Source organism: Candidatus Palauibacter sp., assembly GCF_965237495.1.
Classification (GTDB): domain Bacteria; phylum Gemmatimonadota; class Gemmatimonadetes; order Palauibacterales; family Palauibacteraceae; genus Palauibacter.
Window position 1 is genome coordinate 1606857 of the sequence record NZ_OZ250143.1, and the last position, 12358, is coordinate 1619214.

Sequence of the window (12358 nt, forward strand, 5' to 3'; positions counted from 1 at the left end):
TACCGGATCGCTAGGGGACATGGCTTGAACCCGGATCCTGCGATCGTGGGCGCGGGGCTCGTCCGGGAGGGCGGCCGTAGCCGGGCCGTGGAGGCCTTGACGATAGTGAGATCATAGTTTCGGACTATGGAAAAGCACCGCCCGGGGCCCTACGTTCAGAGGGACTGAACAAGAGTTCACCCCGGAACGGAGGACACCCGAATGGTGCGTGGAAACGACTATACCGGACCGCGCCCGCACGTGCAAGGATCGGCGGCCGCGCTGAGGGTCCGCGGGGGCGGCGGGCGGATCACCGACGCGGGCGGCCTCGTCGTGGTTCGGAAGCTGTGGGACGCGCTGGGGCTGGGCGGCTGGATCGACCGGCGGAGCGGGAACGTCCCCGGCCGCTACCGGCCATCGCTCATGGTCGAGTCGTGGGTGGTGCTGCTCCTGTACGGCGGCGGGGTGATGGACGACCCGCCGCTTCTGGAGCGGCGGGGCGTGCGCCGCATCTTCGGCTGGGCGCGGGTGCCGCACCCGGCCACGTTCGGGCGCTGGTTGCGGGGTTCGGCGGCCGTGCTGTCGCCGCTTCTGGACGAGCTGTTGTGGCGGATGGTGCGGCGGCGCTGGGAGCTGGCCGGCGGGGCGCCGCGGTCGGCGACGATCGTCATGGACTCGACCGTCGTGGTGCGCTACGGGCTGAAGCAGGCCGGGGCGGAGCGGGGCTACAACCCGAAGAAGCGGGGCCGCCCCTCGCACCACCCCCTTCTGGCCTACGTCCTGGAGACGGGCGACTGCCTCGGGGTGCGCTGGCGGCCGGGGGGCGCGCACACGGCCCGGGGGGCGGAGGCGTGGCTGGCCGGGCTGGTGGCCCGCCTGAGGGGGGCGGGGGTGCGGCGGATCACCGTGCGGCTGGACAAGGGGTTCTTCTCCAAGTCCATCGCGCGGCGCATGGAGGAGCTCGGCGTGTCCTATCCGCTCAAGGTGCCGCGGCACGCCTGGCTCGACGGCTTCCGGGGCGCCTGGGAGACCGCCGCCCGGGACGAGGCCGGGGACCGGGAGCTGAGGACGGCCTCCGGCGAGCTGTGGGGGACGCGGCTTCTCTCGGTCGAGAGGCGGAGACGGGTCGGGCCGGACGAGGGAGAACTCGATCTCGCGGCGTGGGAGACCACGATGAGCGCCGACGTTCTGACCAACATCGGGAGCATCGGCCCCGTCGAGGCGTGGCGCGCCTACAACGCGGGCGCGGTCGTCGAGCAGCGGATCGAGGAGCTGGGCCAGCTCTCGGCCGGCCGCACCGCGGTGGACGACCTCGGCGGCAACGCCCTGCTCTGGAGCCTCGCCGTGCTCGCCTACCAACTCCTCCACATCCTGCGTGCGAACTTCCTCGGCGGCCGCTGGCGCGCCGTGCAGCCGCGCGGCATCCGGCTGCGCCTGCTGCGCGCCCCCGCCAGGATAACCTCCCACGCCCGCCGAACCTCGCTCGGGTTCGCGCGCGCCGAACCGGCCCTCGGCCTCCCGCGGCGGGCGCTCCGAACCATCGCCACGGGGCTCGCGCCGCCCGCACCCGCCTGACCGGTCCCGGCCCCGGCCTTCCGAAGGCGCCGCGCGGCGGCGCCCACTCCCCGTGTCTCCGCGAGCCGTTCGGGACCCCTCCCGAGCCCCGCCGGCCCTCCGCCGAGGCCCGGTCCGGCCCCGAAAACGCCACCGCCCGCGCCAAGTCGCCACAACCGCCGGTCATAATCGCCCTCAGGCCGCCCGACTATCCGCCAACGCAGGATCCGGGTTGAAGTAGCCCTCGCGATTCACGCGAAAGACGCCGTTGTAACACGTACGGTTCAAATAGATGAAACGGGCGGCTTGAGCGTAGGAGAAGCACGTCGCGCGGTTATACTGGTCCCGAATCTCATAATAGTATGCTTTGGAGTCGCGCGCCGCGTGCTGTGTGATATAACGAGCCACGAGATCGGGCCGTGCCCGAACGAAGGTAAAGGACTGGATCAGGGTGTCGTTCAAGTCGGAGAGGTGCGCGAGCCTTGGTCTCAGGGCTAGGAAAAGCGAGGCGGCTCCGAGAAACGGTTCGTGGTAAGTGCGAGAGAGGTAGTCGCGCGGCACGAAGTGGCGAAGCCTCGGGGCCAGACGTTGCTTGCCGCCGATCCAACGCAAATAGGTCTGCGGTGGCTGCGAGGTCAAGGGTTTGGAATCGATGTTTCGAACCGGCTGGGGCCGACGGCACCATCTCTCGGCTGGCGGGGTTCGAGATGGAGACCGCTCCGACGGCATGAGCGGGCCGACACGGGTCCGGCGTGATCCAGAGCCGTAGTTGCGGCAGAGTACAAGCAGGCAATCTCCATGAGACGGTTGGTTTGAAGTAACAATGTAGCACAAGAAAGGGGGTTACGGCACCGTGCTAAGGGGGCCCGGTTCGCCCCCGAGGGGGACCCGCAACCGGTCCCAGCCGCCCCCGGGCCGGCGTGCGAGGAAGAGCATCTCCGCGGCCGCGTCGAGGAGGTCGACCGCGATCAACCTGCCTCCGTAGCTCTGCCGGATCGTGCGGACCGGCGTGTGGCCGACCACGTGGACGTCCGCGCCGAAGCGGTCGAGGACGGCGTCGAGGTGCGCGTCCAGCGTGTCGGTCAGCACGAGATCCCGGTACCAGAGCACGCTCTCCGAAGCGAAGAAGAACTCGTAGCGGCGGTAGACCTGGGCGGAATCGAGCGAGGTCTCGCCCGCGAATGCATCCAGGAACTCCGGGTCGTGCCAGCCCGTGAACAGCGGTTCGGAGATGAACGTTCCGAGCGTGTCCTGATAACTCCGGACCGAGTAGTCCAGGTACGCCGGACTCACGCCCCCGTGCGCGAGCAGCAGGTCGCCGAGCCGGACGAGTCCCGGCTTCGCGGCGAGCCAGCGGCCGAGGATGGATGTCGCCGGGTCGAAGAGCTTCGCGTAGGGCATGTCGTGCCGGTCGGCGATCCCCGCCTCCTTGGGCGACACGTAGCGGAGGTCCCCGGACATGACCATCGCCTCGTGGTTGCCGAGCAGCGTGAGGACGCGCCCTCCCGCGGCCTCGGCCTCCCGCTCCAGCCGGTACACGAACCAGAGGAGGCGGGTCACGTCGTCCCCCCGGTCGAACAGATCTCCGAGCAGCGCGAGCGTGGCGCCCCCGCCCGCCCAGCGCAGTTCGGCGTCGATGAGGCCGGCGCGTGCGAGAAGTTGCAGGACGCGGTCGAACTCGCCGTGCACGTCTCCGAACACGAATACCGAGTCCGACCCGGGCAGGTCGATTCCGGGACGCGGCGGAGGCTCCAGCCGGATTTCGGTCCGGTGGAGGCGATCCGCCCCGTCCGCGCCGTACTCGATCGTGACGACCGGGGCCTCCACGCGCAGCCCTGCCTCGTGTGCGTCACCCCGCGGCGTCCGCCGCTCGTCCACCACCCTCTCGTCCACGAGCGCGCGCACGAGCCCGGGAGCCGGTTCGTCCGTGAGCCAGCGGACCTCCAGCCCGGCGGAGTCGAGCCGGACGTAGAGCCCGTATTCGCCCCCGAAGCGCCACGCGGTCTGCTCCGGCCCGGCGGGCGGCGCGACCGGCGGGGACGGGTGCCCGACCGGCGTCCCGGGGCCGCCCAGCCATCCAAGCCCCGCCGCCGCCACGGCGCATCCCACAAACCCCGGCCGGCCGGGTCCCGAATCGTCCCGCATCACCGACATTCGAGGCCGCGCGTTCAGGGGATCAGCCCGTAACGGCCGTCATCGACCCACTCGAGCAGTCGGACGATGCGGCGATGGATGGCCCGGACCTCCGATTCCGTGAGCCCGAGCTGGATCCGCTCCTCGCCGTGGCGGACGCCGCGGCCGGGGTCGAGGTTCTCGGTCGGCTCCACATCCGTGAAGTTCCCGTCCCGTATCTCGAACTGGACGAGGACCCCGAGACGTGCCTGCAACTGCTCGAGCGAGACGCCACGCAGCCGATCGATGGCCGAGGCCGGGTATCGGTCCAACCGCAGGTCGCGCCACCGCGTGCCGCGGTCGCTCTCCTCGCTCGAGAACGCCACGCCGTTGTCCACGCTGAACACGCGCGGCCACGCGGGATCCAGCGACTGTACGAAGTTCCCCCGGTTCGAGTCGCTGTGGCGGATGATGTAGGTGAAGAGGTTGAAGTTCCCCAGCAGGCGCTCGTAGACCTGGTCTTCCGCGAGGAGGCCTCGATCCGGCAGGTCCTCGGGGAGATCGACGTTGAACAGCCAGTACTGGAGCGCGACGAGCGTCATCCGCCAGTCGCCGAACGTCGGCTGCGGGGGGACGGTCGAATCCCCCGCGCGGGCGACCGCGGCCCGGACGACGTCGAGCGGAAATGCCCGGATCGCGGTCGGAGGGACGATCCATTCCGGCTCGTCGAGGAAGAGGCCCTGGATCGCGTAGGCCGCCAGTTCGTAGCGCGGCCGGTTGTTGAACTCGTCCGCGCCCTCGCCGGCGGGGGCGTATTTGATCTGGAGCACGCGGTCCCCGGACTGCAGCGTGACCCGGTAGGTGCGTTCTCCCGGGAGGCCGCGGGACGGCTGGACGTCGATGACCTCGATCTCACCCTCGCGCAGGATGCGGTGGATCTCCGCGACGGGGAGGAGGAAGTTCGCGTCCTGGGCCGCGACGGCGGCCGGCGCGCCCGCGACGACGACCGCGGCGCGCAGGACATCACGGAGTCGCATCCGGGTCCTCCTTCCGTTCGCGATGCCGCGGCGGCCGAAGCGGCAGGTACACGTCGAACGTCGTCCCCCGCCCCGGCTCGCTCTCGACCGAGATTTGGCCCCCGTGCTGGTGGACGATCTGGAGCGCGATCGCGAGTCCGAGGCCCATCCCTATGCGTTCGCCCTTGGTGGTGAAGCCGGGCTCGAAGATCTCCCCGATGACCTCGGGCGGGATGCCGCGGCCCGTGTCCGCCACGCGGACATGCACGCGGTCTCCCTCCGCCCGCGTCCGGACCGTCAGCGAACCGCCGTCGGGCATCGCCTGGGCGGCGTTGTGTACGAGGTTCATGAATATCTGGTTAACCCGGTTCGGGTGGCAGACCACCGGCGGGAGATCCCCGAAGTCCCGCACGATGTCGATCTCCTTCAGGGCGTGCCCCAAGAGGACCAGCGTGCCCTCCAGCCCCTCGTGCAGGTCCACCGGCCGGGCCTCGGAGGTCCTGGGGCGTCCGAAGTTCCGCAGGTTATGGACCAGCGTCACCATGCGTTCCACCGCGATGCGGTTCGTCCGCAGCACCGACTCGGTGGCCCGCACGACGCGGCGTACCTCATCGAGTTCATCGGGGGTCACGACCTCGTCTTCGAGGATCACCCCCAGCTTGAGCAGGGCGCGCTCGATCACATGGTGGTTGCTGTGGAGCGCCCCCAGCGGCGTATTGAGTTCGTGCGCGATCCCGGCGACGAGGGTGCCGAGCGTGGCGAGCCTCGCCTGCGTGATCTCCCTGGCCTTCGCCTCGGCTGCGGACCCCGTCACAGGAACGCGTGGATCCAGCGTTCGCGGAGTCCCGCCAGCTCTTCGTGCGCGGCCTCCAGCTCTGCCATTCGGTCGCTCAACGCCCGAAACAGAAGACTCCGCTCCACCCCGTTCCGGATGGCGAACCCGAGAGCGTCGTTGTCCCACGGCTTCTCGATGTACTGGAAGAGGCCGGCCTCGTTGATCGCGCGGATCGCGTTTTCCTTGTCCGCGTAGCCGGTGAGGAGGATGCGCGTCGCCTCCGGCCGCACCTGCCGGGCCCGGGTCAGGAACTCGACCCCGTCCAGTTCCGGCATCATCAAGTCGGCGACGATCGTGTGGACGGTCTCCTCGCGGAGCCGCTCGAGCGCCGCCCGCGGCGACGTGAAGGGAAGCACGCGGTGATCCGTCTCCAGCTCCAGGAACCCCTGGATGGCCCCGACGACCATGGCTTCGTCGTCGACGACCATGACCGTGCCGGCGCCGCGGTTCAGTTCATCTCTCTTCATACGGCAATCATGCCACGGCCAGGCCGCGGACGCGACTCGCAAGCCCGCGGAGGAGGTCAAGGCCGAGTTCGGGGTGGTCGATGAGGAGGTCGCGGAAGTCCTCCCGGGTGATGCGGAGAACGCGCGTCGGCCGGGTAGCCCGCGCCTCGACGAGGCTCGGCTGTTCGTCGATCAGCGCCCAGGTGCCGAACGCCTGCCCATCCGCGATCGTCACCGAACCCTGCCCGACCCCCTCGAGCGAAACTTCGCCGTGGATGACGAGGTAGAGGGCGTCCGTCGGTTCTCCCTTGCGGATGAACACCGCCCCCTCCCGCGCCTCGACTTCCCGCGCGATGGACCCGAGGAGGGCCAGTTGCCGGCTCTTCACGCCGGCGAGCAGGTCCACGTTCTGCAGGCGGAACACCTTCTCGATCAGTTCCATCTCTTCTCCCTCGACATCCGGCTGGATGTCTGTTTCAATCTGTGCGGATACCCGGCGGGCGCATATCCCGATCCAGTCGTCCTCATCGTCCCAGAGGTCTCGCAGTGCCTCCCGCGGCGCCGGGCGGGCGGGCGCCGGGGCGTCGCCCGCCAGGAAAGGCTCGAGCCGCGAGAAGACCGCGTGGCCGACCGTACTCTCGATCCATTCCAGGGCGTTGGCCCGCCGCCGTGGATCGTCGCTGTCGAGCGCCAGATAGCTGCGACGCATGGGCCGTTCCGGATACACGAGCCCCAGCCAGCGGAACACGCCGGCCCGCCGATCGCGGCGAGCTTCCTCGAGTGCCCTCAGAAGGAGGGTGCGCGGCGTCGAGGCGTCCACTTGGCGTAGCGTCGCCGAGGCGCGTACGTAGCGCGCGGAAGTCCGAAGCTCGCGATCCACCGCCTCGAGTACCCGGTCCTCGGGAAACGACAGTTGGTCGTGTGTCGTGCGGAGGCGGTGCAGCGCGACGAGGGCCTGATCATCGAGCGCCTGTTCCGTCTCCGGCAGGAGGTAGGACGTGATGAGCGCGTCCACGGTCGCGGGCGTCGCGATCTCGCCCAGCACGCTCGCCACCCCACGCCGCACCCACGGGTCGGCGGTCGGGTCGGCCAGGGCCCGCAGGAGCGGCGCCACGATCTCTTCGCCTCGCAGCGCGAGCCCGTCGCGCGCGGCGGCGCGGGTCCGGGCGTGGGCCAGAGCGGCGATGGCGACCTGAACGAGGCTCGGCTGCGGGAGCCGTGCGGCGCTGCGGACGGCGGCTGCCGCGACCTCCTCGTCCGCGTGGGCTGCAAGCTCCCGCACGACCTCCTCCACTGCCGGGTGGTGCGGTACGAGTCCCGCCGACGCGGCCAGTTCGAACGCCCCCTCGCGGCCGAGCGCTCCCCCGGCCCGCCGTTGGAGGAGCTTCTCGAACTTCGGCGTGGCGATGCGCTCTGCCCTGCCGGACCGGAAGTCGCTCGCAAGACACGCGAGCGCGGCGGTACGGGTCGTACCGGCCCCCGCGTCGAGGAGGGGGAGCAGGATGTCCCGGGGCTCGGGTCCCGCCCTGAAGGCGAGCACACGGACCGCGGCCTCCCGGACGCGTGCGCTCTCGTCCGTGAGGCGCGCGCGGATCGCGTCTTCGTCCTCGAGAGAGGGGACTCGCAGCAGCACCCCGAGCGCTCGGGCCCGCAGGTCGGGGCTCTCGTGTTCGAGGAGCCGGTACAGTTCGGGGGAGAGCGCCGCGACATCCTCGGGCGTGGAACCGCTCAGCAGGTCGAAGGCGAAGGCCACCTTGAGCGGCCGCTCGTCCCCCAGCGCCTCGCGCGCCAGATCCAGCGCCCCCACGTCGGCCATCGAGACGAACGTTCCCCGCAGGCTCGCGAACCGGCCCTCGAACGATCGGGCGAGGCTGGTCACGTATTCCCGCCGGACCTTCAGGAACGCGATGAGGAGCGCGGCCGCGAAACCCAGTCCGACGACTCCGATGAGGAGGAGGCGGCCGGTGAGCGAGACCGAGGCGAGCGCGAGCGAGGGGATGGCGATGAGGGCGCCGGAGAGTGCCTTCCCGAGCCCCTTCTCGATCGCCACATCGATGTAGGACTTGGCCTTGAACTTGATGTCCTCCGGGACGGGGACATAGAGGATCTCGCGCCCGGTCCGTTCCGCGGAATATCGGAACACCTTCTCCGTCGTGCGCGCCCCCGTCGCCACGGCGAGGGCCCCGACCGAGAGCCATACGGCCGCCGCGAGGGCGCCGGTCGCGAACATCACGGCGACCGGGAAGATGAGGACCGCCACCGCCGCCCCCCAGCGCCGCAGGATCGGCCGCAATGCGAGGAGGACGAGGATCGGCATCCACTGCGTGAGGGCGTCGACGAGACCCAGGAAGCCGGCGATGGCGCCTACGTCGGTGAAGACCTCCCGGGTGAGCGTGTTGTACTGGTAGTCGATGAACTGCTTGACCACGATCGTCAGGAGAACGGTCGCCGCGATGAGCCGCACCTGAGGGTTCGCGGCCATGCGGCGGAGTTCACCGCTCTCCAACTCGGGGTCGTCCCGCTGCGCCGGCGCCGGCGGTGCCTCCGGCGCTTCGCGAGCCCATACGGCCGCGATCCCGAACGCGAGGATGAGGAGCGCGACGCCGGCGACCAGGAGCAGGTTCTCCGAGCCGCCACCCCCGGGCCACAGGACATGCGTGAAGGCGCCCAGCGTCGCCCCGCCCGAGCCCGCCGCGATGACCACGGGATAGGCGCGCCTGGCGTCGCGCGCGTTGTAGAAGATCTGCGTGGCAATGTAGAACTGCGTGACGAGCGAAGCCGCCAGCAGGTCGTACCATCCGTAGAAGACGAGCCCGAACCACGCGGTGTCGGGCTGGTAGAGCAACCGGAAGACAACCATGCTCGCGGCGAAGAAGGCCGCGGTGGCCGGGATGAGCCGGCGCCACGACATCCGGTCCGACAGGTAGTTGTAAATCGGGGCGACGACGATGACGGCCGCGCTCACGAAGTAGACCTGGTAGAAATCGCCCACCGCGAGCCCGGAGAGGGCGAAGGCGCTCCGCAGGGGCCGCAGGATCCCGATGACGAACAGGACGAGGGCCGCCAGGCTCATCATCGCCAGCAGCTTCCCCGTCTCCGGCCGCCGCTCGAAGGCCCCCCGGAACCTCATGTCTTCTCCTTCACGGCCGCGGGGTGGCTTCGACCTCCGCTGGCGGCCATCTTTCGGCCCTTCGGGGCGTGGCGCAGTCCGGTAGCGCACCTGCTTTGGGAGCAGGGGGTCGCCGGTTCAAATCCGGCCGCCCCGACTCCGCACGACATGCGTTTCGATCCACCCCCTGGCCCGCCGCAGCGCGGTGGACCGGTGGCTCGTCTCCATCTTGACCGCCTCCGGCAACTCCGCATACGTGCGATCGTAACCCGCGGGTACGAAGAGCGGGTCGTATCCGAACCCCCCCTCACCGCGGGACGCGCGTACGATGCGCCCGCGCGCGACGCCTTCCACGACTTCGTGCCGGAGGTCGTCGGTCAGGGCGACCGCGCACCGATAGTGCGCATCCCGGTCCCCCTCCGCCACGCCGGCCAGACGTTCCAGCAGCCACCGGTTGTTGGCCTCGTCCCGTCCCCAGCGGTCCGCCCATTCGGCGGGGGCGAAGCGCCGGGTCCGGACACCGGGGCCGCCGTCGAGCGCGTCCACGCACAGACCGGAGTCATCCGCCAGGACCGGCAGACCCGACCGCCCGTGAAAGTACTTCGCCTTCGAGAGCGCGTTGAGCGCGAAGGTCTCGAAGGGCTCGAGTTCCTCTTCCTCCTCCCGTTCAGGGAGGCCCAACTCCACCGGCCCGAGCAGCCGGACCGGCAGATCGGCGAGAAGATCCCGGATTTCCCGGAGCTTGTGAACGCTGCGCGTGGCGACCAGAACCGGAGGTGGGTTCAGTCCGCCCAAATGCGCTCCGAGGTGAGGCGCTTCGCGAGTTCGGGGTGCGCCCTCCACAGATAGGCGACCATGACGAGCGCCGCGAAGACGTTCCCGACGAGGATGGCCCACCACGCGAGTTCCTGGAGGATCCAGCCGCCCAACATCGCCACCATCGCGATGAAGAAGACCTCGAACACAACAAACAGGATCAGGATTCCCAGCACGAGCGGCGGAAACCTGGTCGCCTGTCTTGCGAGGCTCGAAACGATAACCCCGAACAGCACGAAGAAGGCGAAATGGGCCAGGCTGTAGCCGAGGATCGGGGCTGCGGCAATCTCCACTCCGGTGGCGGTCGGGGCCCCCCGGAAAAGTACCGTCGCCAGCGCCGCGGGCGTGTAGAAGGGCTCGCGCAGGATCGTGTCGATGATCAGGAACCAGACCGCGACGACGAGGGCGCCCAGCAACCCGGCGTAGATGCCGTGACGGGTGACTTCGTGCGTCCGGAGGAAGTTCACCACGCCCACCACCCCCGGTTCGGAACTCACCCAGTGCATATGGGCGAACATCACGACGCCGGCGAGCGCGTTCCCGAAGAAGACGGCGGGCCAGCCCGGCGCGGAGAGGACGAGTGACGACGGCGCCCGAAGCAGGCCGGCGTAGAACGCGAGCGAGCAGACGAAGAGCCCGTACAGCGCGCCGATCAGCACGTTCCGCGGCAGGCCGGCCCAGCGAACCAGCGCCGCGGCCAGCATCCCGAGCCCGCCCCAAGCCGCGAAGTGGATGACCGTGAATCCTGCGATGATTCCCGCGCTGGGCTCGACCTCGGCACGGCTCACGATCGCCCCCCACAGGAACGCGGGGGTGCGCAGCGGCGTCCCCTGGCCCAGGTCGTAGAAGTAGAAGAGGACGGCGAGGACGAAGCCGCCCAGCAGCCCGCCAACGAGCCCGTGACGGACGCGGCGCGTCAGCATCGCCGCGTCCCGCTCAGCATGCGGAATCCACGTCGGCGGCCTGGGCCGACTCCCACTCCCGCTGCTCCTGCAGCGCCATCTCGACCTCTCGCTCGCGCTGGCGCCGTCGGGCGCGGAAGATCCCGCCCCCGATGACGACCAGGAGGAGGTACGGCATCGCCGCCATGAAGACGAACATCCACACGTATCCCGCCTGCTGGTCGGGCGTATGCTGCATCTGGAGCGTCGCCTCGACGGCGTAGACATATGTGGCTGTAACGTTCAACACGGCTCGGCGATGACGGAGATGTGAGTCAGACCTTGTCCATCACGAGGATGGCCATCAGAAGTGGAAGATACAGGATGGAGGCCCGGAACAAACGCCGGGCCCGCGCCGCGGACGCCTCGCGACCGAACCGCAGCGCCGCCCACAGGAAGCCTCCGCCCAGAACGAGCGCGGCCGCGAAGTAGACGGGACCCGTGAGGCCGAGCACACTCGGCATCAGACTCACGGGGATCAGGGTGAGGGTGTAGAGGACCGTCTGGCGCCGTGTCTGCCGCCCCCCGGGGTCGCCGACCGAGAGCATGCGCAGCCCCGCCGCCCCGTAGTCATCGCGCAGCAGCCACGCGAGGGCGAGGAAGTGCGGCAGCTGCCAGACGAAAAGGATCCCGAACAGGGCCCAGCCTCCGGCTCCCAACTCGCCGGTGGCGGCCGTCCAGCCGCCCAGAATCGGCAGCGCTCCGGGCACCGCGCCAACTACGGTCGAAAGCGAGTGTACGCGCTTGAGCGGCGTGTAGACGAAGTCGTAGGAGACGAACGTCGCGGCGGCAAGCACGGCCGTGATCGGATTGGCCGCCACCGCCAGCCACGCGATGCCCGCCGCGGCCAGGCCGCCCGAGAAGAAGGCAGCGGGGAGCGTGCCGACGCGCCCGGCCGGGAGCGGCCGCGAGCGGGTGCGGCCCATGAGGGCGTCCACGTCCCGCTCCAGCACATGGTTCATCGCGCTCGTGCCGGCCGCGACGAGACCGACGCCGATCATCGTGTGCGCGAAGAGAAGGAGATCGAAGCTCGCCGCGCCCAGGAGGAAACCGGCCGCCGCGCTCGCCAGCACGAGCGCCGTGATCCGCGGCTTCGTGAGCTCGAGGTAGTCCTTCAGCGCCCTCCGGCCGACGCGGCGCGCCGTCGCGCCGCCGACCGGCATTGCGGGGACCGTGGGGATGCTCTTCGCTTCCAACGCCGGCTCCGGAAGCGGGCTAGACGTACTCCATCATGATCGCGATGATCATGATGGCCACGGCCGGCAGGGGCGCCAGCGCCACCAGCCGCAGCCGGTTGGGTTCGAACTTCAGATGCATGTAGTAGAGCGCCACCAGCAGCGCCTTCCACACGGCCATGATGAGCAGCGCTATGACAATCATCCACTTGGGGATCCCGAGGAACGCCACGAACACCTCGACGACCGTGAGGATGAACAGGTACAGCCAGATGAGCATGTACTTCGGGTGCTCGTGCCCGTGATCGTCCGCGGCACCGGCGTGCGCTCCAGCTTCACTCATTCGTTCGCTCCGTAGGTTCTCGGTCGCAAGCC

The 12358-nt window shown here is 69.8% G+C and carries 12 protein-coding genes and 1 tRNA gene; 2 read left to right on the top strand and 11 right to left on the bottom strand.

Translation table 11 applies throughout. From position 1 onward, the window contains the following. Positions 1–201: 201 nt before the first annotated feature. Positions 202–1554 carry an IS1380 family transposase gene (locus ACPXY0_RS06955; RefSeq protein ID WP_423929713.1) on the top strand — a complete coding sequence of 451 codons (1353 nt, stop codon included), beginning with the start codon at positions 202–204 and terminating at the stop codon, positions 1552–1554. A gap of 174 nt (positions 1555–1728) precedes the next feature. Here ACPXY0_RS06955 and ACPXY0_RS06960 read toward each other — a convergent pair whose 3' ends face one another. From ACPXY0_RS06960 to ACPXY0_RS06985, 6 genes are all read right to left on the bottom strand, one after another. Beyond that, positions 1729–2172: a Dam family site-specific DNA-(adenine-N6)-methyltransferase gene (locus ACPXY0_RS06960; RefSeq protein ID WP_423929715.1), complete on the bottom strand. Its 444-nt coding sequence runs from the start codon at positions 2170–2172 to the stop codon at positions 1729–1731. A gap of 204 nt (positions 2173–2376) precedes the next feature. Further along, entirely contained in the window at positions 2377–3630 is a 1254-nt protein-coding gene (locus ACPXY0_RS06965) for a metallophosphoesterase (RefSeq protein WP_423929717.1), read from the bottom strand. Between the two features lie 71 nt (positions 3631–3701). Continuing rightward, positions 3702–4682, bottom strand: coding sequence for a hypothetical protein (locus tag ACPXY0_RS06970; RefSeq protein ID WP_423929719.1), 981 nt, complete (start codon positions 4680–4682; stop codon positions 3702–3704). Beyond that, positions 4669–5475 carry a sensor histidine kinase gene (locus tag ACPXY0_RS06975; RefSeq protein WP_423929721.1) on the bottom strand — a complete coding sequence of 269 codons (807 nt, stop codon included), beginning with the start codon at positions 5473–5475 and terminating at the stop codon, positions 4669–4671. Before ACPXY0_RS06975 ends, ACPXY0_RS06970 begins: the two co-directional genes overlap by 14 nt. Beyond that, on the bottom strand, positions 5472–5963 hold the full coding sequence (locus ACPXY0_RS06980; protein ID WP_423929723.1) for a response regulator: 492 nt from the start codon (positions 5961–5963) through the stop codon (positions 5472–5474). Before ACPXY0_RS06980 ends, ACPXY0_RS06975 begins: the two co-directional genes overlap by 4 nt. A 7-nt stretch (positions 5964–5970) precedes the next feature. Next, the gene (locus tag ACPXY0_RS06985) at positions 5971–9072 is read right to left on the bottom strand and encodes an Npt1/Npt2 family nucleotide transporter (protein WP_423929725.1); all 3102 of its coding nucleotides are present in this window, start codon (positions 9070–9072) and stop codon (positions 5971–5973) included. A gap of 62 nt (positions 9073–9134) precedes the next feature. On the opposite strand from ACPXY0_RS06985, the gene ACPXY0_RS06990 reads away from it, so the two are divergent. Next, positions 9135–9208 (top strand) — tRNA-Pro (locus tag ACPXY0_RS06990). On the opposite strand, the gene ACPXY0_RS06995 is transcribed toward ACPXY0_RS06990, so the two are convergent. The 5 genes from ACPXY0_RS06995 to ACPXY0_RS07015 are packed head-to-tail and all read right to left on the bottom strand — an operon-like array spanning position 9190 to position 12326. Next, on the bottom strand, positions 9190–9846 hold the full coding sequence (locus ACPXY0_RS06995; RefSeq protein ID WP_423929727.1) for a non-canonical purine NTP pyrophosphatase: 657 nt from the start codon (positions 9844–9846) through the stop codon (positions 9190–9192). The two genes, ACPXY0_RS06990 and ACPXY0_RS06995, sit on opposite strands and share 19 nt — an antisense overlap. Beyond that, positions 9834–10790: a hypothetical protein gene (locus tag ACPXY0_RS07000; protein ID WP_423929729.1), complete on the bottom strand. Its 957-nt coding sequence runs from the start codon at positions 10788–10790 to the stop codon at positions 9834–9836. Before ACPXY0_RS07000 ends, ACPXY0_RS06995 begins: the two co-directional genes overlap by 13 nt. 13 nt (positions 10791–10803) lie before the next feature. Continuing rightward, complete coding sequence (locus ACPXY0_RS07005) at positions 10804–11055, bottom strand: hypothetical protein (protein ID WP_423929731.1); 252 nt, start codon at positions 11053–11055, stop codon at positions 10804–10806. Positions 11056–11083: 28 nt separating this feature from the next. Next, the gene (gene cyoE / locus ACPXY0_RS07010; protein ID WP_423929733.1) at positions 11084–12004 is read right to left on the bottom strand and encodes a heme o synthase; all 921 of its coding nucleotides are present in this window, start codon (positions 12002–12004) and stop codon (positions 11084–11086) included. A gap of 19 nt (positions 12005–12023) precedes the next feature. Continuing rightward, the gene (locus ACPXY0_RS07015; protein WP_423929735.1) at positions 12024–12326 is read right to left on the bottom strand and encodes a cytochrome C oxidase subunit IV family protein; all 303 of its coding nucleotides are present in this window, start codon (positions 12324–12326) and stop codon (positions 12024–12026) included. Positions 12327–12358 lie beyond the last annotated feature (32 nt).